This is a genomic window from Microbacterium dextranolyticum (genome assembly GCF_016907295.1).
Taxonomy (GTDB): Bacteria; Actinomycetota; Actinomycetes; order Actinomycetales; family Microbacteriaceae; genus Microbacterium; species Microbacterium dextranolyticum.
In genome coordinates this window covers 3,090,200-3,111,552 of sequence record NZ_JAFBBR010000001.1, presented here as the reverse complement: position 1 = coordinate 3,111,552, position 21,353 = coordinate 3,090,200, and the positions used below count along the sequence as shown (strand labels likewise).

The window sequence follows — 21,353 nt, the reverse complement described above, 5'->3', positions numbered from 1 at the left end:
GTACGGTGGGGCATCGCCCGCAGGGCGGCGAGAGGGGAGCACCGTCATGACGCAGGATCCGAGGTCGCGCGAGAACGCGATGCGCCACGCGGCACACGACCCGGGGCAGGCGGCGGAGAGCAGACGTGAGCTCGTCGGCGACGTCGCGCAGGCCAGCCAGGACTTCTCGAGCGAAGAGGCCGGATACCACAGGACGCTCGGGCCGCGGCAGATCCAGATGATCGCGATCGGCGGGGCCATCGGAACCGGACTGTTCCTCGGCGCGGGCGGCCGGCTCGAAGCCTCGGGCCCCTCGCTCGTGATCGTCTTCGCGATCTGCGGCTTCTTCGCCTTCCTGATCCTGCGCGCGCTCGGCGAACTCGTGCTGCATCGCCCGTCGTCGGGATCTTTCGTCTCGTACGCCCGCGAGTTCTACGGCGAGAAGATGGCGTACACCGCGGGCTGGCTGTACTTCCTGAACTGGGCGTTCACCTCGATCGTCGACGTCACCGCCATCGCGCTCTACGTCAAGTTCTGGGCGCCGTACTGGCCGCCGCTGCAGGCGGTGCCGCAGTGGGTCATCGCCCTCGTGGCCCTCGTCGTCGTCCTGTCGCTGAACCTCGTCTCGGTCAAGGTGTTCGGCGAGATGGAGTTCTGGTTCGCCCTCATCAAGGTGACCGCGCTGGTGGTCTTCCTCGTGGTCGGGGTGATCTTCCTCGTCTTCGTCGGTCACACCGACGTCGGTGCCACCGGTCTCAGCGTGATCGCCGACAACGGCGGTCTCTTCCCGAACGGACTCTGGGCCCCCGGCATCGCGATCAGCGGCGTCGTCTTCGCATACGCCGCGATCGAGCTCGTCGGCATCGCCGCCGGAGAGACCGCCGAGCCGCGGAAGGTCATGCCCAAGGCGGTCAACACCGTGATCTTCCGGATCTCCGTGTTCTACGTCGGCTCGGTGCTGCTGCTGTCGCTGCTGCTTCCCTCCACCTCGTACTCGGCCGACGAGTCGCCGTTCGTGACGTTCTTCTCCCACATCGGCTCACCGCAGGCGGGTGTCGTCTCGGCATCCGTCATGAACTTCGTCGTCCTGACGGCGGCGCTCTCATCGCTCAATGCCGGGCTGTACTCCACGGGGCGGATCCTGCGCTCCATGGCGGTCAACGGCTCGGCGCCCCGCTTCACCGAGCGCATGAGCCGCAACGGCGTGCCGTACGGAGGCATCCTCCTCACCGCGACGATCACCCTGCTGGGCGTCGGCCTCAACGCGATCGCGCCCTCGAAGGCGTTCGACATCGTGCTCGAGGTGTCGGCCATCGGCATCATCGGCGGCTGGACGACCATCATCCTCTGCCAGATGCGGCTGCAGAAGTGGGCGGCCGCCGGCCGGGCGACCCGGCCCTCCTTCCGACTGTTCGGGTCGCCGTTCACCGCGTGGCTGACGCTCGTGTTCCTCGCCTTCGTGCTGGTCACGATGGCCTTCTCCGAGACGGGGCGATGGGTGCTGGCATCCACCGTGCTGCTCGTCCCGCTGCTGATCGCCGGCTGGTACGCCCAGCGCGGGCGGATCGCCGAGGCCGCGCGCGAGCGCGAGGGCTACACGGGCACGCATCCGGTGCTGTAAGCGGTCATCGTTCGAGAGGAGATCGGTGCTCGGGAGGACTTCCCGACGGCGGACTCCCTCCCGGATGCCGGTGGTGCGGCCGATCAGTCGCGCGCGGAACGCGCCGGCATGCCGGGGATCGGCGGTTCGGGCTGGTCGGCGACGCCCATGAAGCGGATGAACACCGACAGCCACCCGAAGATCAGCGCGAACACGACGATCTCGAACGCGGTGAGCCCGAAGTAGCCGACCGCGAAGAGCACGATCGAGACGACGAGTGCGGCGAGGAAGGCCCACGACGCCAGGAAGTAGGCACGCGGCATCCGCCGCACGATCCACGGTCCCCCGACGAGCAGCAGCAGGAACATCAGTGCCATGCCCGAGGCCGACAGATTGTGCAGCAGCATGTTGACGTTCACGGGGAAGATGCCGACGCAGGCGAGCATGATGCCCATGATGCCGAGCGCCGTCATCACGGTCCGGATGCCCCGCTCCGACTCTCCGAGAGCCCTGAGGTCGTTGCCGACGTAGAGCGTGAACGTCGTGACGAGCAGGCCGCCGGCGATCAGCGTGCCGTTGAACAGCAGGCTCGACACGTCGCCGAAGGTGCCCAGCTGGCTGAAGTGGTACTCCCACCAGAGCGGATCGGACGTCGTGACCATCGCGGCCAGCGTGCCGATCGTGATGAACGAGACGAGCAGGGTCGTGAGCCGCTGCGTGGTCATTCGCGAGGCCGAGAGGTAGCTCAGCCACCCCGCCAGCCCCGCCGTGACACCGAGGAGAACCGTCGACCAGAATCCGTTCAGCGAGACGCCGATGAACGCACGGGCGAGCACCGCGAACAGCGCCGCCGTCGTGATGGCCGCGAGGGCTCCGTGGGCGATCACCACCGAGACGGTCGACACCACGTAGCGCCAGTTCGCGACGTCGCGCCGCCACGACCTTCCGCCCAGAGAGCGGGCGCGCCAGTAGCCCACGGCAGAGCTGACGCCCGCAGAGACGGATGCCGCGAGCCCCGCCCACACCGCAAAGCTCCACTCGCCCCACAGCGATGACGCGAGGCCGAACATGCTCAGCAGCAGGCCCATCGCCCCGCCGACGATCCCTCCGACCGCCGCGGCGATGAGGGCCTCGGCCTCGGCGCGCAGCGTCGGGGTCCGGTCGGTGGCGTCGGTCGTGGTCATGGCGCCAGTGTAGGGCCGCCGGCGAACGGCTCTGTGGCCGGTGGGTCGGTGGGCCGGTGGGGCGGGTGCCGGGGCGGGAGGTGCCGGATCGGGCGGCTGGCCGGTCAGGCCGAGAAGGTCACACCCCACTCCAGGGTCCAGCTCTCGCCCGTGGCGAGGCGGCGAAGGCTCCGGCCCGAGTTGAAGGCATCCGCCGGCGCGGTCATGGGCTCGATCGCGACCGTGAGCGGGCGACCGGGGTAGCGGTCGGTCGTGAACACCTGCACGTAGTCGAAGCCCTCGCCCTGCCAGACGTCGATCGCACGACCGTCGGGAGCGGCGAGGGTCGTGTGCACCCGTCCGTCGTCGCCGCGCACGAGGTCGGTGTACGCGGTGTCGAGGTCGAGGTCGCCGAGGCGGCGACCGGCGCGAAGGTCGGTCGCCGCATCCACCGCCGCGACGCCTGTCGGGATCTTCTGCGCGTCGGCGGTGAACATCGTGGCGCCGGAGGATGTGAGGACGAGGTCCTCGGTCGGAGCGTCACCGATGCAGAAGTACGGGTGCGTGCCGAGGGCGACGGGCGCCGAACCCGCACCGAGGTTGCGGATGACGTGCGTCGCCGAGAGCGCTCCATCGGTCACGGCGTAGGTCACCGCCGTGCCGAGCACATAGGGGTACCCCGTCTGCGCGAAGATCGTCGCCGTCAGCGTCACCGCGTCGGGGGATGCCGCGGCGAGCCGATACGGCGCGAACCGCAGCAGGCCGTGCGACGCGTTGCCGTAGGCCGGTTCGCTGATCGCGAGCTGGCGCGTCTCGCCCTCGTCGTTCCACCGGCCGTCCCGCACGCGATTGGGCCAGGGCACGAGGACGATCCCCGACCCGGCAGGAGTGGGAGATCCGGTCGGGTACGGCGGCACGAGGTCGGTTCCGCCCGAGACGAGGTGCCGCAGCGACGCGCCGACCTGAGCGATCGTCGCCGTGGTGCCCCCGTCATCCGAGGTGATCGTGAACTGCTCGCCCGTGGGATCGAGGGGCTCCGCGGGGTCGAGGCGGGGGTCGTCGGTGCGCATGGCTCCATTGTGCCGCGGCAGAGGTGCTTCCCAGGCAGTGCGGGTACAGTGGGTCGGTCGGCTCTGGACACCGCGCTGTGCGCGGATGGGTTTGTGAGTCCATGGGGCCGATGGTGAGCGCCGTTCCCGGCAGGTCCGGGCGGTGCGCATGAACCATCAGATGAATGGCCCCGGTCGACGGATGTCCGGGATACTCCCACGCCGTGCGCTCGCACGGCGCCGCACGAGTGCGCGCGCGGAGGCTGTTCTCACACGAGACAACCCGGAAAGACATCATGCCCAAGAACAAGAAGCCGGCCGGCGGCCGCGCACAGAGCTTCGAGCCGCGCTACGGCGCGAAGAAGACCTCCTACCAGGACGCGAAGCGCCGTCCGGGCCAGTCCTCCGCGGGCACGGCCGGCAGCAAGAGCCCGAGCCACCGCGGCTACCGCCCCGCCGACGCTGAGGCTCCCGCGAAGAAGCAGCGCTGGGGTGCGCAGGAACGCGCCGGCCGCGACGAGGCCCGCGGCATCCGCTCGCAGGCCGGCGGCGACCGCCGTCGTGACGACCGCCCGGCCCGTTCGTTCGACGACCGCCCGCGTCGTGATGACCGCCCGGCTCGTTCGTTCGATGACCGCCCGCGTCGTGACGACCGCGACCGTAACTCCTCCACCTCGCGCCCGGAGCGGCGTGAGCGGCCCGGTGTCGGCTCGCGGGACGCGGATCGGAGGAGTGACGACCGCCCGGCTCGTTCGTTCGACGACCGTCCGCGTCGCGACGACCGCCCCGCTCGTTCGTTCGATGACCGCCCGCGTCGCGATGACCGCGACCGTAACTCCTCCACCTCGCGCCCGGAGCGGCGTGAGCGGCCCGGTGTCGGCTCGCGGGACGCGGATCGGAGGAGTGACGACCGCCCGGCTCGTTCGTTCGACGACCGCCCGCGCCGCGATGACCGCCCGCGCCGCGATGACCGCTCCGCTCATTCGTTCGATGACCGGCCCCGCGGCGAGCGGCAGCCGCGCGACGACCGCCGCACGTTCGGCGATGCCCGCCCGTCCTTCCGGAGCGACCGCCCGGGCCGTTCGTACGACGACCGGACTGTGCGCAACTCCGGAGATTCTGACCGGGATCGCCGCGGGACGTCGGGAATGGGCCGAGATGGCCAGAATCTCCGGAGCTACGACCGCCCCGTGCGCTCGTACGGCGACCGCCCGGCCCGCCCGGACGACCGCCCGGCGCGCTCGCACGGCGACCACCCGGCCCGCGACGACCGTGCCCGTCGCGACGACCGTGCCCGTCGGGACGACCGCCAGGGTTTCTCGGGCAACCGCTCGGACTGGAACGCCGACGCGAAGGATGCCGCGAAGCGCGCGGCCTACGAGCAGCACGCCGACGTCGTGCACGAGAAGCTGCAGGCCCAGGCCGTCCAGGCCGAGGAGGTCGCCGATGTGAGCTTCTCGAGCCTCGGGCTCGGTGACAACATCGTGCGCGCTCTCGCCGACCTCGGCGCGGCATCCCCGTTCCCGATCCAGGCGGCGACGATCGCCCCGATCCTCTCCGGCAAGGACGTGCTCGCCCGTGGCCGCACCGGCTCCGGCAAGACGATCGCCTTCGGAGCTCCCCTGGTCGAGTCGGTGCTGCGCAGCCAGGCCGGCAAGCGCCGTGAGTTCGGCCGCAGCCCGAAGGCGCTGATCCTCGCGCCGACGCGTGAACTGGCGCTGCAGATCGATCGCACGATCCAGCCCATCGCCCGGAGCGTCGGCCTCTTCACGACGCAGATCTACGGCGGTGTGCCGCAGGCACGCCAGGTCGGGGCCCTGAAGAAGGGCGTCGACATCATCATCGGCACGCCGGGGCGTATCGAAGACCTCGAGAAGCAGGGCAAGCTCGACCTTTCCGAGATCCGCATCGTCGTGCTCGATGAGGCCGACCACATGAGCGAGTTGGGCTTCCTCGAGCCGATGCAGCGCATCCTCCGTCTCGTCGACCCGGATGCGCAGAAGCTCCTCTTCTCCGCCACACTCGACCGCGAGGTCGCGGCTCTCGTTGACGAGTTCCTCGTCGACCCGGCCGTCTACGAGGTCGCCGGCGAGGACCAGGATTCGGGCACGATCGACCACCGCGTGCTCGTCATCGACCACCGCGACAAGGCCGAGATCCTGACGTCGCTCGTCGATCGAGACGGCAAGACGCTCGTCTTCGCGCGCACGCGTGCGTACGCCGAGATGCTCGCCGAGCAGTTCGACGACGCCGGCATCCGTGCCGTGGCGCTGCACGGCGACCTGAACCAGGCCAAGCGCACGCGCAACCTCGAGAAGATGACGTCGGGTCGGGTGAACGTGCTGGTCGCGACGGATGTCGCCGCCCGCGGCATCCACGTCGACGACATCGACCTCGTGATCCAGGCGGATGCCCCGGACGAGTACAAGACGTATCTGCACCGCTCCGGCCGCACCGGTCGCGCGGGCCGCGCGGGCACCGTGGTGACGCTCATCCCGCGTCAGCGTCGCCGTCGCATGACGGAGATGCTCGACCGCGCCGAGATCGACGCGCCGTTCGACGACGTGCGCGTCGGCGACGACCTGCTCGAGGAGATCAGCGGTCGCCAGGCTGCGAACGTCGACCGCTGACGCGCCGATTGTAGAGAGAACGCCCGAGCGTCGCGACCCCCTCGCGCCGCTCGGGCGTTCTTCTTAGCGTCGGCCTATGACTGGTCACACCCGCATCCTCGCCGGTGCCCTTCTGCTCACGGCGGGACTGTCCACGACCGCCTGCGCTCCCTCGAGCAGCCCGGTCCCGCCGACGGATGCCTCGACGAGCGTTCCGACCTCCGCGCCGGCCCCATCTGCGACACCCACGCCGACGCCGAGTCCTTCGGGCGCCGCCGGCGCGTTCCCCGACTGCCAGACGCTCATTCCGCTGTCGGTGGTGCAGGCGCAGCCGAGGTGGGCGCCGTTCGAGTTCATCAGCCAGGCGGTCGATGCGCACGAGGCGCCGAACCTGCCGGGTCCGCTCGCGGTCCGCACGGCCCAGGCGGCGACCCACCGGCAGGACTGCGGATGGGGAGCGCCGAACTCCGACAGCGGTGTGGGCGTCGACATGTTCCGCATCGACGAGGCGTCGGCGAAGGCCCTCGTCGACGAGCTGACCGCGGCGCCCGATGAGTACCGTGCCTTCACGATCGACGACTCGCCGGCGTTCTCGACCGAGGCGCCGTGGGGCATCAGCGACGGCCTGGTGGTCTACGTCTTCCAGGGCGACGCGTGGCTGGTGATGGGGGGGCGCGGGTACGACCAGGCCGTCGCCACGGCCGTTCTCACGTCTGCGCTCGAGACTCTGCGCGCCGAGTAGCGCAGAGCAGTGCTGAGTAGCGCTGAGTAGCGCTGAGTAGCGCCGAGTAGCGCCGAGCAGGGCCGATCCGCGCTGAGCAAGACCGAGCGGCGCGGAATCGCGCTGAGCGGCGCGATCGACCTTGACGCAGACAAGTTTGCAGTGCAAAGTGATCTGTATGAGCAACGATGAGCGACCGATCGACCCTGCGGAGATGCTGCAGGTGATGCAGTCGACGCGTCGCGCGACCCGCGGACGGATGGCGCGGGTGACGTCGTGGCTGCTCTTCGTGTGGGCGGTGGCGTGGTTCGTCGGGTTCGGTGCGCTGTGGCTCGGCGACGGCGTCGGCGGCGTGCCGCTCATCCCGGCGCCGATCGCCTGGACCGCGTTCGGGGCGCTCACGATCGCCGCCGTGGTCTCGTCGGGGGTCATGGCGGTGTGGATGTCGTCGGGCGGCATCCGCGGCCGGTCCCAGCTGCGCGGAAAGCTCTACGGCTACTCGTGGATGGTGTCGATGTTCGCCGTCACGTTCCTGCTGCAGGCGCTGCGTCTGGCGGGCTTCACCGCCGAGCTCGCCCAGCTGATCTACCCGGCGTTCTACATCTTCACCGTCGGCCTGATGTATCTCGCCGGTGGTGCGATCTGGCGTTCCCCGGCGCAGTTCATTCTCGGTGTGATCATGCTCGTCGTCGTCGTGATCGCCACCTTTGCCGGTGCGCCCTGGCACTACCTCATCTACGCGACGGTCGGCCCCGCGGCGATGACGGTGACGGGCGCGCTGCTCTGGCGCGGCATCCTGCCCGCCGACGAGCGGACGGCGCCGGTGTCGTCGTGACCGACCTCGACCCCGTCATCCACACGCCCGCGCGACTGCGCATCATGACGACGCTCGACGAGGCGCTCGAGGACGGCGACGAGATCGCGTTCCCGGCGTTGCAGAAGATGCTCGCGATGACCTCGGGAAACCTCACCAGCCACCTCGCGAAGCTCGAGGACGCCGGCTACGTCGCGATCGCGAAGACGTTCGCGGGCAAGAAGCCCGTGACGCTCATCTCTCTCACCCCCGCGGGGCGCGGCGCGTTCCGCGCGTACCGCACGACTCTGCTCGACATCCTCGGAGGATCCCGATGAACGTCCTCGTCCACACCCGTGACTTGACCAAGCGCTATGGTGACCATGCGGCTCTCGACGGGGTGTCCCTCGACATCGAAGCCGGCGAATCCGTCGGCCTGCTCGGCCCGAACGGGGCGGGCAAGACCACGCTGCTGAGCCTCATCGAAGGACTGCGGATGCCGACGTCCGGCGAAGTGCACCTCTTCGGCGGCGACCCGCGCGACGCCGCGTCGCGCATCCGCCTCGGCAGCACGCCGCAGGCCACTGCGCTGCCCGATGCGCTGCGCGTCGGAGAGGTGATCGACCTCGTCGCCGCGCACTATCCGTCCCCCGCCTCGCGCGGGGCGATCGTGGACGAATTCGGTCTCGGAGACCTCGTCCGCAAGCAGTGCGGCTCGCTCTCGGGCGGTCAGCAGCGACGGGTCGCCGTGGCGCTCGCCTTCGTCGGCGACCCGCAGCTCGTCCTCCTCGACGAGCCGACGACAGGGCTCGACGTCGACGGTCGACGGATGCTGTGGGATGCCGTGCGCGCACGCCACGCCGCCGGGTGCGCGGTGGTCGTGACCAGCCACCACCTCGAGGAGATCGAGCAGCTCGCCCATCGCGTCGTCGTGATCGACGAGGGCCGGGTGCGCGCCGACGACACCCTCGCGGCCGTCGTGGCCGGAGTCTCGCGCCGGCGGGTCTCCCTCGCGGGCCTCGATCCCGAGGCGGTGCGCGCGATCGCACCGGATGCCGTCGTCACCGGCGAGGGCGACGCGGTGACGGTGCTGGTCGCCGACTCCGACGCGTTCGTGCGCGCGCTCGTCGCGTCGGGGCATCCGTTCCACGACCTCGCCGTGCGCGGGGCCACTCTCGAAGAGGCCTTCCTCTCGTTGACCGCGATCCCGGAAGGATCCCGCTGATGTCCACTCTCGCCCTCGCCGCCGTGCACACGAAGTACAACCTCGTCGAGACGGCCCGCATCCCCATCGCCGTCATCGGCTCGATCGTCTTTCCGACGCTCGCGTTCTGCATGTTCGTGCTGCCGCAGAGCACCGTCACCGGCGACCCGGGGTATGCGACCGCGGCCGTGTGCTCGATAGTGGTGTTCGCTTTCATGGCATCCGGTCTCTTCTCGATCGGGCTCGACCTCGCCGAGCAGCGCTCGAAGCCGTGGGCGCCCTACCTGCGGACGCTTCCCGGCTCTCCGGCGGCGCGGATGATCGGGCTGATCGCCGCGACGCTCGTCATCGCCCTCGTCGCGATGATCCCGCTGCTGGTCATCGGCGGCCTCTTCACGGCCGCCCGCCCGGGCGTGCTGCCGCTCGTGTCGGCGATCGTGCTCGTCGTGCTCACCGCCATCCCCTCGATGCTGATCGGCGTGATCATCGGCACCGCGTTCGGCCCCAAGGCGGCCATCGCCGTCACCCAGGTGATGATGTTCCTGCTGGCGTTCGGCGGGGGGCTGTTCCTGCCCCCGCTCATGTTTCCCGACTGGCTCGACGCCGCCTCGCGCGCCCTTCCGGTCCGTCAGGCGCGCGAGATCGTCATCGCCGCCGCGACCGGCGAGCAGATCCCGCTGTGGGCGATCGGCGGGATCGTCGGCTGGACCGTCGTGCTCGCCGTCGCCGCGGTGTGGTTGGCGCGCCGGGACGAGGGTCGCCGCTACCGTTGATCGGCGAGGGCCCGGTGGTCCGGGCCCGACTCGCTGGCCCGCCTGTCGGCGGTCTTCCGGCCGCTCCGGGCGTCAGAACAGCATGGCGGGCGCCGTTGCCGTCGCCGCCGCGCGCCGGGTCGCGCGCACCGGGCCCGGTCGGGCACCGCGCGGGGGCCGGTTCTCGACATCCTCTTCCGCGCCGCCGGCGAGCCGGTGCCGGCGCAGCAGCGGGCGCACCCGGTCGGCCAGCATCGCCCGGTAGCCGGCGGGCGCGTAGACGGATGCCCCCGGGTAGAGCCCGCGGTAGGCGGGCACGAGTTCCGGGTGCTCTCGCTCCAGCCATCCCCAGAACCACTCCCGCGCGCCGGGTCGCAGGTGCAGAGCGCCGTAGACGACCCGCGTCGCCCCCGCCGCGGCGATGCGGGCCAGTGCGTCGTCGAGCACGTCGACCCCGTCGGTCAGGTGCGGCACGATCGGCATGAGGAACACCGTCACGGCGAATCCCACCGCCCGTGCCGCGCGGACCGTCTCGAGCCGCGCGGAGAACGTCGGCGCTCCCGCCTCGAGGGTCTGCCGCACCCGCTCGTCGGGCATCGCGATCGACATCGCGAGGTGGACCGGCACGACGCGCTTCGCCTCGGCGAGAAGCGGCAGGTCGCGGCGCAGCAGGGTGCCTTTGGTGAGCACGGAGAACGGTGTGCCGCTCGACGCCAAGGCGTCGATGATCTCGGGCATGAGGCGGTACCGGCCCTCGGCGCGCTGATACGGGTCGGTGTTCGTGCCGAGCGCGACCGGTTCACGACTCCATCCCGGCGCGGCGAGCTCGCGGCGCAGCACCTCGGCGACGTTGACCTTGACGACGATCTGCTCGTCGAAATCGCGCCCCGCGTCGAGATCGAGGTAGGTGTGGGTGTTCCGCGCAAAGCAGTACGAACATGCGTGACTGCAGCCGCGGTACGGGTTCACCGTCCAGTCGAACGGCATCGCCGACCCCGACGGCACGTGGTTCAGCGCCGACTTCGCGGCGACCTCGTGGAACGTCATACCGGCGAAGTCCGGGGTCGTGACGCTGCGCACCAGACCGCTCATCGTCTCGAGACCGGGGAGCGCGGCGGCATCCGACTCATCGACCCGTTGTCCGTTCCACCGCATACGGAGAGTAGAACATAGATACGAAAGTCGCGCAATGCACACGGATTCCACGGGAAGGGGCGTCACAATGGACCGGTGCCGCAGCCCGAGCAGCCGATGACCCGACGTGATGCGCGCCGCGATCCCGCGACGCGCGACACCACGCACGCGGCCGGAGGGCGCCGGCGTCCACCCGGTGGCGCCCGGTGGGGGATCCTCGCGGTTGCCGCACTGCTCGTCGTCGGCGTGACGGCGACCGTCGCCACGGCGCTGGCCTCCGGCGGGCAGCCCGATGCGGTGGGCGACATGTCGGAGTCGGCGGTGTCCGCGTCCGCCGATGCGGTGGCGCTCCCGGCGGGGGCGAGTGCCGCCGCTGCCGACAGCATCCCCGCCCCGGCGCAGACCTCGGTCGCCCGGGCATCCTGCGACGCGCCCGCCGTCGTCACCGCCCTCGCGAGCGGCGGCGACGCCGATGTGATCGCGGCGTTCGGAGGGGGCGAAGCCTTCCGCGCCGCTGTCGTGAGCGGTGCGGCGCCGTGCGTCAGCCTGTCGGACGCGCGGCATCTGTGGGTCGTGGTCGACAAGAAGCGCCCGCTCGATCCGGTCGATTTCGAACCCGCCACGGTGGTCGCCCCCGCCGACATGCAGCGCACCGTCGACGGGCGCCTCGTGCCGGATGCCGCGAACGCCCTCACCGCGCTCGTCGCGGCGGCGGCGAAGGAGGGCGCCGGCGCCATCGGCCTCAACAGCGCGTATCGGTCGTTCGCGTCGCAGACCCGCACCTACAACGGCTACGTCGACTCGATGGGTCGCGACCAGGCCGACCAGCAGAGCGCGCGCCCCGGCTACAGCGAGCATCAGACGGGGCTCGCGACCGATGTCGCCGCGTGCGACAACGGGTGCGGCGCGATCGAGTCGTTCGGGGGCACCGCGCAAGGCGCGTGGACCGCCGCCAACGCGTGGCGCTTCGGCTTCATCGTGCGCTACGAGCCGGGCCAGACCGCGATCACGGGCTACGAGGCCGAGGCCTGGCACCTGCGCTACATCGGTCCGGATCTGGCCAAGGCTTACCACGACGGTGGCTACCACACGCTCGAAGAGTTCTTCGGGCTGCCCGCGGCGCCCGGATACTGAGCGCTCCGTCGGGCGCGGTCGTGGCGTCGCGCGTCGGGGGCGCACCTGAGAGATCCCTCTCATGACGCCGTGAAACCCAGTACCATTGATCCTGAGATGGGATGCCACGGCATTCCATCTCATCCCTTCGACACTCGACGACGAGAGGACGGGCGCACGATGGAGCGCGACATCTACGACGAAGACCACGAGGCGTTCCGCGACGTCGTCAAGGAGTTCCTGAAGCGCTACGCCACCGAAGAGAAGCGCAAGGCGTGGGAAGCCGCCGGCGAGATCGACCGCGCCACCATGCGCGCGGCGGGCGATGCCGGGATCATCGGCCTGAGCGTTCCCGAAGAGTTCGGCGGCGCCGGAATGCTGCAGGACTACCGCTTCCGCGCGATCGTGCTCGAAGAGGTCATCAAGGCCGGCCAGGGCTCGCTCGCCGGCGCCTTCGGCATTCAGGACGACCTCGCCGTTCCCTACATCGTGCACATGGGCACGCAGGAGCAGAAAGAGAAGTGGCTGCCGGGCATGGCGACCGGCGAGATCCTCGGTGCCCTGGCGATGACCGAACCCGGCGCCGGTTCGGACCTCCGCGGTATCACCACCACGGCGAAGAAGGTCGACGGCGGCTACCTCGTCAACGGTGCGAAGACGTTCATCTCGTCGGGAAAGACCGCCGACATGGTGGTCACCTTCGTCAAGACGGGCGAGGGCAACCGACCGGATGCCTTCAGCCTGCTGATCCTCGAAGACGGCATGGAGGGCTTCGAGCACGGCAAGAAGCTCGAGAAGATGGGCTTCCACGGCTGGGACACCGCCGAGCTCTCGTTCACCGACGTCTTCGTTCCCGAAGAGAACCTCATCGGCGGCAAAGAAGGCCTCGGCTTCATCCAGCTCATGATGAACCTGCCCCTCGAGCGCCTGTCGATCGGTGTCGCCGCAGCGGCGGCCGGCGAGGCCGCATTCGACTGGACGCGCGACTACGTCATCAGCCGCGAGGCCTTCGGTGAGCGCATCGCCGACTTCCAGAACACCCGCTTCCGCCTCGCCGACATGGCGACGACGGTCGACGTGATGTGGGCCTACATCGACCGCGCGATGGAGCTCTACGCCGAGAAGAAGCTCACCGCCGAAGAGGCCGCCAAGGTCAAGTTCTGGGCGACCGACCGCGAGGCCGAACTGCTCGACGTGGGCGTGCAGCTGCACGGCGGCTACGGCTACATCACCGAGTACCCGATCGCCCGCGCCTACCTCGACGCGCGCGTGCACCGCATCTACGGCGGTACGAACGAGATCATGCGCGACATCGTGTCGCGCCAGATCGTCGGCAAGCGCTGAGGGCGCGCCAGCGTCTCCCGCGGGGCATCCGGGCCGCGGGTGGCTGCCGGCCCTCGACCCGTGCCGGGGCAGGGGTCGTGTCGAGACAGCGGGATGTGCCGGTCAGGCCGGGATGCGGCGGCGCGCCAGTCGGGCGACCCCGGCGGCGCGGAGCCGGTCGCAGACGAGGATGCCCAGGGCGGTGCCGCCGAGGCAGGATGCCACGGTGACCGCCCAGAACGCGATGCGCGCCCACGCGGGCATCGCCCACAGGTCGAACGCCGCCGCGGCGAGCACGGGGTAGACGAGGCCGACGACGAGCGCGCCCGCGTAGTGCTGCCAGAGCGTCCACCACCGATACAGCACCACGAGGAACCCGACCTCGGCGAAGAACGCCCACCACACCGCGGCGCCGAGGAAGGGGAACACCACGAGCCCCGAGAGCACCCCGACGAGGATGCCCGCGAGAGGGCGCTGCAGCAGGCGGAGGGCGATCGTCGCGGGCATGAGCCAGAGGCCGGCGAACACCATCGCCGCGATCGGCGCGACCGGTGTGAGCACCGTCGACAGCCATCCGGCGCCCCACAGGACGATGCCGCCGGCGACGCCGATGGCGGCACACGTCAGGAGGTACGCGGTCGTGACCTTGCCCATCAGTTCTCCTCTGTTCGTGCGCGCTCCGACTTCGGCGCGGGCGAGGCGGACCCGATCCGCCAGTAGCCGACGAAGCTGATCCGGTCTTTCTCGACGCCGCGCGCGACGAGCATCCGCCGCGCCGTCGTCGGCAGGGACTGCTCGCCGACGACGAACACGTGCGCATCGGATGCCGGTGTCTCGAGGGCATCGAGAGCGGCGAGCGCGACCGAGCCCGGGGCGGCGTCGGCGCCGCGGACCAGCCAGCGCACGTCGACTCCTGCGGGCGCGTCGAACGGCAGGGCGTCCGCCTCGGACGGCGCCTCCAGCAGCACGGTGCCCGTCGCGTCGGCGGGGAGCGACGCGCAGACGCCGGCGATCGCGGGAGCCCCGGTCTCGTCGCCGACGAGCACGACCCGGTCGATGCCGCGCTGCGGGTTGAAGCCCAACCCCTCGTCGATGATGACGACGGACTCGCCGGATGCGGCGGCATCCGCCCATCGTGACGCGGGGCCCGCCGACGGGCCCGACCCGTGCAGCACGAAGTCGACGTCGATCTCGGGACCGCCGCTCGGCCCTTCGGCACGGTAGGCGCGCACCGTGTAGTTGCGCATGACCGGGCGCACCCCGTCGGGGATGCGCAGGTACTTCAGGTAGCCGAAGATTCTGTTCGCCTTCGCGGGGATGCGTTCGAGCCCCTCATCGCCGCCCGCCCCGCTGTGCGGCAGGAAGAGGCGGAACCACTGGTCGTAGCCCATCGGCGTGAAGCGGGCGATCTCGCCGCCGCCGAGGGTGATCCGCATCCAGTGCGGGCTGAGGCGCTCCGTGCGCAGCACCTCGAGGCGCAGGAGCTCCTGCGCGGCGGGCTTCACCAGGGACGAGAACCGGGCCATGCGAGTCCTTTCAGTGGCCCTGAGTCCCCGCGAGACCTCCCGTATGTACGGTTTCGGGGCTCGAAACGTGACATACGGGAGGTTTCGCGGGGTCTCGGGGCAAGTCGGCGGTGTGTGGGTGGTGCGGGCGTGATCGGTACGGACGGGGGCGAGGTCAGAGGGCCCAGGGGAAGAGGGCGATGAGGATGCCGGCGCTCGCCGCCCAGAACAGGGCGACGAACACGGTGTCACGCGCACGCCAGGGCACGAGATGCCGCTCGGTGCGGTCGGGGTGGGCGCCGAAGGCGCGGGCATCCATCGCCAGCGCGACGCGTTCGGCGTGTCGGATCGCACCGGCCAAGAGCGGCACGACGTAGCCCCACCATCGCGCGACCGCGGCGAACGGTCCGCGCCCGCCGTGCGCCCCGCGCACCCGGTGCGCCTGCCGGATGATCTCCAGCTCGTGCCCGAACCGGGGCACGAAGCGGAACGCCGCGAGCGCGGTGTACCCGATGCGATACGGCACGCGCAGCTGCTGCACGCTCGCCCGTACGAGGTCGGGCCCGTTCGTCGTGAGACCGGCGATGAGGGCGAGGGCGATGATCGCGGCGAGCCGCACCCCCGTGGCCAGTCCGATGAGCACGGCCCCGCCGTACAGCGTCCAGCCGCCGAGCTGCACGACGGTCACCGAGGTGTCGACGCGCGAGGCATCCGTCCAGACGGCCATGCCGAGCCCGAGGACCAGCGCCCCGACGGGCAGCGCGACGAGCATCAGCAGGGCGAGTCGGCCGGTCAGCCGGGCTCCGGCGAGCAGCACGACGTAGGCGAGCGCGATGAACGCGAGCGGCGTCGCGAGGTCGCGGGCGAAGACGAGCAGTGCCATCGCAGGCAGCGGTGCGGCGAGCTTCGCGAGGGGGTTGAGCCCGAAGAGGAACCGCCCCTCGGGCACGGCCCGCGTGTACGGGTCGACGGTGGTCGTGGTCACGGGGCGCCCTCCGCGCGGGTGTGCGCCGTGGTCTGCGCCCCGGCATCCTGCGCGTCGTGCGCCTGGGCATCCTGCGCGGCGTTCGCTCCGGCATCCGCCACGAACTCCGCAGCATCGCGGGTACTCCGCAGGGAATCGCCGGAATCGTGCGGAGTTCGTGGAATCCTGCGGAGTTCGACGCGGTCGGTGAGTGCGTCACGGGTGCGGAGTTCGTCGAGGTCCGCGAGGCGCGTGACGCGCGAGAGTGCCGGATGCCGCTGCAGGCCCGCCAGCGCCCGTCGCAGCGGCGGCTGGCGCAGCCCCGACGCGCGCAGCAGCTCGTCGTCGGCGAAGACGTCCGGGGTCGCACCGTCGGCGAGCACGCGTCCCTCGCCGACGATGATCGTGCGATCGGCGTGCTCGGTGACCAGCTGCATGTCGTGGGTCACGACGAGGATCGTGGTGCCGCTGTCGCCGAGCTCGCGCAGCAGGCTCATCAGCTCGTCCGCGCGGGCGCGATCCTGACCGAACGTCGGCTCGTCGAGTGCGAGCACAGGGGCGCCCGCGACGAGCGCCGTCCCGACCGAGAGCCGGCGTTTCTGCCCGCCCGAGAGCAGGAACGGATGCGTCTGCGCCTTGTCCTCGAGTCCGAACCGGCGTAGGACGTCGTCGACGCGGTCTCGGACCTCGGGCTCCGACAGGCGCTGCTGGCGCAGCCCGTGGGCGAGCTCGTCGAAGACCGTGGGGGCGATGAACTGATGCTCCGGGTTCTGGAACACGAAGCCGATCCGCCGCGACAGCGTGCGGCGGTCGGCCGTCGCGACGTCGACGTCACCGAGTCGGACCTGCCGGCGCGGGACGCGCACGACGCCGGCGATCGACTGCAGCAGGGTCGTCTTTCCCGCCCCGTTGGCGCCGACGATGGCGACGAACTCGCCCGCCGCGACGTCGAGGTCGATGCCGTGCAGGATCTCGGTGCGGCCGCGCCGCGTGCGCAGATCGCGGACTCGGATGAGCGGTGCGGGCGTGGCATCCTGCCCGAGCGTCGGGTGAGTCGCTGATCCTGCGGCCAGTCCGGGGGCGGAGAAGGGGGCGGCCGGCCCGGGTGCGGCGGCGGCAGCTCGCGCCTTCGAATCGGTGAGTGCGGTAGCCGACGCGGGGGCATCCGCGGATCGTGCGGTCGCGCCCTGCGAGGCCGGCGCTGCCGCGGCATCCCGTGCGGTCTGGTCGTCACGCGCGGGTGGGGCCGGAGCATCCGCCGCCCCGATGCCTCCGGCGCCGGCCGCTTGGCCCACGTCGCGGGCGAGCCGCGGGTCCGCAGCCGCCTCGAGCGCGGTCCGCAGTTCGTCCGGGTCGAGCGGCAGCGGGTCGAGCGACCAGCCGGCCGCGCGTAGGCGCAGGGCAGCCATCGTCGAGGTCGGCAGCCACACGCCGAGCTCGTGCAGCTCTTCGGCGCGGCCGCGCAGCACCTCGTCGATCGGACCGTCCGCGACCGTGCGTCCGGTGCGGTCGAGTACGACGACGCGGTCGGTGATGCGCGTCGCGGCATCGAGATTGTGCTCGACGAGGACGATCGCGCGATCGCCGGCGGCGACGAGATCGCCGAGTGCGTCGTAGACCTCCTCGATGCCCTGCGGATCGAGGTTCGCGGTCGGCTCGTCCAGGACGAGCAGCGGCGATCCCATCGCGAGGGCGCAGGCGATCGCGAGTCGCTGCCGGCCGCCGCCGCTCAGCCGATCGGGGTTTTCGTGCCGTCGCTCCCACAGGCCGACCCGTCGCAGGGCATCCTCGGCGCGGGCGAGCACCTCGTCGACGGGCAGGCGCAGATTCTCGGGCCCGAAGGCGACCTCGTCGAGCAAGGTGCCCGTCACGAGCTGCGCGTCGGGATCCTGGAACACCATGCCGACCTGCGTGCTCAGCACCGAGACCGGGGTCGTCGCGGTGGACAGCCCCGCAACCTCGACGCCGCCGGTGAGCGTCGCGGGGACGGCATGCGGGATCAGCCCGTTCAGCGCGAGCGCGAGCGTCGACTTGCCGGCCCCGCTCGGTCCGAGCACGAGGACGACTTCCCCCGGCGCGACGACGAGATCGACGGATGCCGGTGTCGCCACCTCACTGCCCTCGTACCGCACGCCCAGCCCGCGCACGCGCAGGAGGGGCGTCGACGGCGCTCCCACGGGGGCCGCGGACGCCGTGTCGGAGACGGCAGAGGTCACGGGGCATCCCAGCGGTCGAAGAGGGCGGACCTCTCTAGGTTAGCCTGCCCTTACTTCTCGACCAACCTCGGTGGTGCTGCGCTGGGGCGCGGGGAGGTCGCGGGTGCTGCCTGGGGCCGGGGCTCGGGCATCCACGTACTCCGCAGGATGTCGCGTACTCCGCATCGGATCGGGGTTTGGAGTGCGGAGTACGCGTGGATCTGCGGAGTACGGGCGCGGCGAGGGAGGCTCCGAGGGTGACGCGATGGCGTGCGGGCGAGAGCGCGACGGGGCGGCGCGCGGCGTGCGAATGCGACGAGGGCGTTCTGGGCGCCGCGAGGCCGCGTGCTGCTTACGGCGGGTGCGGGGGGCATCCACGTACTCCGCAGGATGTCACGTACTCCGCATCCATTCGCCCGCTCGGGTGCGGAGCACGCATGGATCTGCGGAGTGCGTGCGGGGGTGGATGCCGCGGCGACGGCGGTGGCGTCGGCGATCACCGGGTGCCGGGCGCGTGGAATAGGGGTACCTGAAGGCCCGCGCGGCCTCGGGGGTGTGCCCCGGGCATCCACGTACTCCGCACTCATTCGCCCGTGCAGGTGCGGAGTACGCGTGGATCTGCGGAGTACCTGTGGGGCGAGGGTGAGGTGACGGCGGGGCGTCAGCGTGCAGGGCGAGGTGACGGCGGGGCGCCGACGTACGGGTCCCGCGAGGCCGCGTGCTGCTTACGGCGGGTGCGGGGGCATCCACGTACTCCGCAGAATGTCACGTGCTCCGCACCCATTCGCCCGTGCGGGTGCGGAGTACGCGTGGATCTGCGGAGTACGTGTGGCGCCGGATGCCGCGGCGACGCCCACGCCCACGCCCACGCCGAGGGGCGGATGCCACGCGCAGACCGCGCTCGGAGCGCCGCCGCGGGTCAGCGGCGGGTGGCGTGGCGGGCGACGCCGGCCCGTCGGAGCGAGGTTCCCACGCCGAGGCCGAGGGCGGTCCAGGCGACGGGGCCCGCGACCGAGAGGGCGAGGTAGGCGATCTGGGCCCACGGGGCGAGGGTGCCGAGGTGCGCGACGAAGAAGACGACGACCGCCACGAGGGCGCCGATGGCGACGGCGGAGATGAAGAACCGCCACGCGCCCCAGGCGCGGTAGCGGGTGAGCGCCGCGACGCCCTCTTGAATGGCGCCGAACAGCAGGGCGGTGCCGATGAAGCGCATCGTCCACGCCGGGTTGAAGGCGCTCGAGACGAGCGCGGCGAGCACGTGCGTCAGGATCGCGACCAGCGGCAGCCGCAGCACTTCCTGCGCGATGATGCCGGGCAGCACGTGCGCCCCGAGCACGAGGCCGTAGAGGAACGGCGCGGTGGCCAGGACGACCGGCGTGGCGACGCCGGCGATCCCTCCGACGATGCCGGTCGCGACGCCGATCGCGGCGCAGACGAGCAGCGTCCTGGTCGTCAGGATCGGATTGCGGGGCACCCCTCCAGCGTACCGGCGCGCGCAGGCCCTCGATCCGGATGCCCGGGATGCGGCGCCGTGGCCCGCGACCCGGTGACCGCGGGCCGGCGGCGGCCCGCCCCGTCCGGACTTGCCTGGCCCGGCTCATTCCCGCCGACGGCCCTGCTCATTCCCGCCAGACCCGGCCCGGCTCAGTCCCGCCGACGGCGCGGCGTCAGGCGCACCGACGGCAGCGGGGGCGCGGGGATCCGCTCGTCGCCATGGCCCGTGACGTGCCCGAAGCGGGGCGGGCCGGATGCCTCGCCGCGACCCTCGGCCTCCCAGGCATCCCGTGCCGCCGCGATCTCATCGTGCGAGCGGGCGACGAAGTTCCACCACATGACGATGTCGGCCTCGAAGGGCTCCCCGCCGAGGAGGAACACGGTCGCCTCCTCGGTCGCGTGCAGCGCGATCTCCGTGCGCTCGATGCCGAGGTAGAGCAGGCGCTGCGGGGCGAGATCGACGGATGCCGCGGCATCCGCCCCGCCCCCGTCGCCAGTCGACCCGGTCATCACCGTCGCGGCGCCGAACACGCCGACGAGCGCGTACTCCCACGTCGGGTGCAGTGGAAGGGTCACCCGGCACCCGGCGGGCAGTGCGATCTCGACGCCGGTGATGGGGGTGTGCATCGTCGCGGGTGAGGATGCCCCGGCGAAGTCCCCGACGACGACGGTCGCCGTCGCGCCCCCGCCGAGCGTCACGACGGGCAGATCCTCGTGCCGTTCGAAACCGGGACCGCCGTGGCGGCGCGATTCGGGAAGGGCGACCCACAGCTGCAGGGCATCGAGCGGCACGGCGTCGTCGCCGACGGAGTACTCGGAGTGCGCGATGCCCGCGCCGCTCGTCATGAGGTTCAGCACGCCGCGGCGCACGACGACGTCGCTGCCGAGCACGTCGCGGTGGCGCACCTCGCCGACGAGGGGCCACGTCACCGTCTGCAGGCCGATGTGAGGATGCGGCTCGACCCGCATCCGTGCGGTCTGCGGCCCGAACCGGTCGAGGAAGCACCACGCACCCACCATCGGCAGCGCGCGCTGCGGCAGGCTCCGGTGCACCGACATTGCCCGCACGCCGCCGAGGGGCACCTCGCGAGCCTCGAGCACCAGCGCACGCGGCCCGTCGCACCGCGGCGGCGCCTCGGTCTCCTCCGGGCCGGTGTCGAGTCGTGTCATCCGCGCCCGACGCCCTCATCGCCGGGGCCCGGCTCGTCGGCCGGGGCGTGCTGCGCGGTCTCGACGTCGCGCTCGCGCCAGTGCACCGAGAGGCCCGGCACGTCGTGCCCCTGCAGATACCGCACGACGAACGAGCACTCCGGCACGACCGTCTCGCCGCGGCCGGCGACATCCGCCATCGCGTCGGCGATGAGTCTCGTGCCGAGGCCCCGTCCGCCGTAGGCGGGGTCGATCACGGTGTGGGGGAACACGAGCCGGCCCTCGGCATCGGGCAAGAACGCCGTGAATCCGGCCACCGCGCCGTCGACGCTGATCTCGTAACGGCCGGCGGCCTCGTTGCGCGCGACCTCGATGCTCTCGGACATGGCCTCTCCTTCCGATGGGGACGTGTTCCACCGTAGGCGCGGCCGCCGGTGCTCCGCCAGGCATCACGCGCGATCAGGCATCCCGCGTGACGCGCCACGGCCTCCGGCGCCGCGCTGCGCTCCGTCCCGCGCGGCGCCGTTCGTCGCGCGATCGGTGCCGTTCGTCGCGTGCGGATGCCCAGGTTAGGGACCGCGCACCGCGCGCTCCCTAACCTGGGGG

The 21,353-nt window shown here is 71.5% G+C and carries 19 protein-coding genes; 9 read left to right on the top strand and 10 right to left on the bottom strand.

The window, feature by feature from the left end; all coding sequences use genetic code 11:
- Positions 1-79: 79 nt before the first annotated feature.
- Positions 80-1,600, top strand: coding sequence for an amino acid permease (locus JOE64_RS14090; RefSeq protein WP_204965110.1), 1,521 nt, complete (start codon positions 80-82; stop codon positions 1,598-1,600).
- Between the two features lie 83 nt (positions 1,601-1,683).
- On the opposite strand, the gene JOE64_RS14085 is transcribed toward JOE64_RS14090, so the two are convergent.
- Together JOE64_RS14085 and JOE64_RS14080 are read right to left on the bottom strand one after the other, a co-directional pair.
- Positions 1,684-2,763: a DUF998 domain-containing protein gene (locus tag JOE64_RS14085; protein ID WP_204964818.1), complete on the bottom strand. Its 1,080-nt coding sequence runs from the start codon at positions 2,761-2,763 to the stop codon at positions 1,684-1,686.
- Positions 2,764-2,867: 104 nt separating this feature from the next.
- Positions 2,868-3,812, bottom strand: coding sequence for an aldose 1-epimerase family protein (locus JOE64_RS14080; RefSeq protein WP_204964817.1), 945 nt, complete (start codon positions 3,810-3,812; stop codon positions 2,868-2,870).
- 275 nt (positions 3,813-4,087) lie between these two features.
- On the opposite strand from JOE64_RS14080, the gene JOE64_RS14075 reads away from it, so the two are divergent.
- The 6 genes from JOE64_RS14075 to JOE64_RS14050 all read left to right on the top strand — a co-directional run bounded on the left by JOE64_RS14075 (position 4,088) and on the right by JOE64_RS14050 (position 9,891).
- A complete protein-coding gene (locus JOE64_RS14075) occupies positions 4,088-6,421 on the top strand; it encodes a DEAD/DEAH box helicase (protein ID WP_204964816.1) in 2,334 nt (777 codons plus the stop codon).
- A 76-nt stretch (positions 6,422-6,497) separates the two neighbouring features.
- Positions 6,498-7,142 (top strand): RodZ family helix-turn-helix domain-containing protein, encoded by a 645-nt coding sequence (locus JOE64_RS14070; protein ID WP_204964815.1) that lies wholly within the window; start codon positions 6,498-6,500, stop codon positions 7,140-7,142.
- Positions 7,143-7,299: 157 nt separating this feature from the next.
- Positions 7,300-7,956 (top strand): hypothetical protein, encoded by a 657-nt coding sequence (locus tag JOE64_RS14065; protein ID WP_204964814.1) that lies wholly within the window; start codon positions 7,300-7,302, stop codon positions 7,954-7,956.
- Positions 7,953-8,252 carry a transcriptional regulator gene (locus tag JOE64_RS14060; protein ID WP_204964813.1) on the top strand — a complete coding sequence of 100 codons (300 nt, stop codon included), beginning with the start codon at positions 7,953-7,955 and terminating at the stop codon, positions 8,250-8,252. The genes JOE64_RS14065 and JOE64_RS14060 overlap by 4 nt, the downstream gene beginning before the upstream one ends.
- A complete protein-coding gene (locus JOE64_RS14055; protein ID WP_204964812.1) occupies positions 8,249-9,139 on the top strand; it encodes an ABC transporter ATP-binding protein in 891 nt (296 codons plus the stop codon). The genes JOE64_RS14060 and JOE64_RS14055 overlap by 4 nt, the downstream gene beginning before the upstream one ends.
- Positions 9,139-9,891 (top strand): ABC transporter permease, encoded by a 753-nt coding sequence (locus tag JOE64_RS14050; RefSeq protein ID WP_204964811.1) that lies wholly within the window; start codon positions 9,139-9,141, stop codon positions 9,889-9,891. The genes JOE64_RS14055 and JOE64_RS14050 overlap by 1 nt, the downstream gene beginning before the upstream one ends.
- A gap of 72 nt (positions 9,892-9,963) precedes the next feature.
- On the opposite strand, the gene JOE64_RS14045 is transcribed toward JOE64_RS14050, so the two are convergent.
- Positions 9,964-11,025: an Rv2578c family radical SAM protein gene (locus JOE64_RS14045; RefSeq protein WP_204964810.1), complete on the bottom strand. Its 1,062-nt coding sequence runs from the start codon at positions 11,023-11,025 to the stop codon at positions 9,964-9,966.
- Between the two features lie 75 nt (positions 11,026-11,100).
- Here JOE64_RS14045 and JOE64_RS14040 point away from each other — a divergent pair, with 75 nt between their 5' ends.
- Both JOE64_RS14040 and JOE64_RS14035 read left to right on the top strand, forming a co-directional pair.
- On the top strand, positions 11,101-12,138 hold the full coding sequence (locus JOE64_RS14040) for a M15 family metallopeptidase (RefSeq protein WP_271202505.1): 1,038 nt from the start codon (positions 11,101-11,103) through the stop codon (positions 12,136-12,138).
- 159 nt (positions 12,139-12,297) lie between these two features.
- Positions 12,298-13,461: an acyl-CoA dehydrogenase family protein gene (locus JOE64_RS14035; protein WP_204964809.1), complete on the top strand. Its 1,164-nt coding sequence runs from the start codon at positions 12,298-12,300 to the stop codon at positions 13,459-13,461.
- A 102-nt stretch (positions 13,462-13,563) separates the two neighbouring features.
- Here JOE64_RS14035 and JOE64_RS14030 read toward each other — a convergent pair whose 3' ends face one another.
- The 7 genes from JOE64_RS14030 to JOE64_RS14000 all read right to left on the bottom strand — a co-directional run bounded on the left by JOE64_RS14030 (position 13,564) and on the right by JOE64_RS14000 (position 21,133).
- On the bottom strand, positions 13,564-14,094 hold the full coding sequence (locus JOE64_RS14030; protein ID WP_204964808.1) for an ECF transporter S component: 531 nt from the start codon (positions 14,092-14,094) through the stop codon (positions 13,564-13,566).
- Entirely contained in the window at positions 14,094-14,966 is an 873-nt protein-coding gene (locus tag JOE64_RS14025) for a siderophore-interacting protein (protein WP_204964807.1), read from the bottom strand. The genes JOE64_RS14030 and JOE64_RS14025 overlap by 1 nt, the downstream gene beginning before the upstream one ends.
- Positions 14,967-15,120: 154 nt before the next feature.
- Positions 15,121-15,930: an energy-coupling factor transporter transmembrane component T family protein gene (locus tag JOE64_RS14020; RefSeq protein ID WP_204964806.1), complete on the bottom strand. Its 810-nt coding sequence runs from the start codon at positions 15,928-15,930 to the stop codon at positions 15,121-15,123.
- A complete protein-coding gene (locus tag JOE64_RS14015; protein ID WP_271202504.1) occupies positions 15,927-18,125 on the bottom strand; it encodes an ABC transporter ATP-binding protein in 2,199 nt (732 codons plus the stop codon). Before JOE64_RS14015 ends, JOE64_RS14020 begins: the two co-directional genes overlap by 4 nt.
- An 898-nt stretch (positions 18,126-19,023) precedes the next feature.
- Positions 19,024-19,578 (bottom strand): ECF transporter S component, encoded by a 555-nt coding sequence (locus JOE64_RS14010; RefSeq protein WP_204964805.1) that lies wholly within the window; start codon positions 19,576-19,578, stop codon positions 19,024-19,026.
- Positions 19,579-19,748: 170 nt separating this feature from the next.
- Complete coding sequence (locus tag JOE64_RS14005) at positions 19,749-20,768, bottom strand: pirin family protein (RefSeq protein WP_204964804.1); 1,020 nt, start codon at positions 20,766-20,768, stop codon at positions 19,749-19,751.
- Positions 20,765-21,133 carry a GNAT family N-acetyltransferase gene (locus JOE64_RS14000; RefSeq protein ID WP_204964803.1) on the bottom strand — a complete coding sequence of 123 codons (369 nt, stop codon included), beginning with the start codon at positions 21,131-21,133 and terminating at the stop codon, positions 20,765-20,767. The genes JOE64_RS14005 and JOE64_RS14000 overlap by 4 nt, the downstream gene beginning before the upstream one ends.
- Positions 21,134-21,353: the final 220 nt, after the last annotated feature.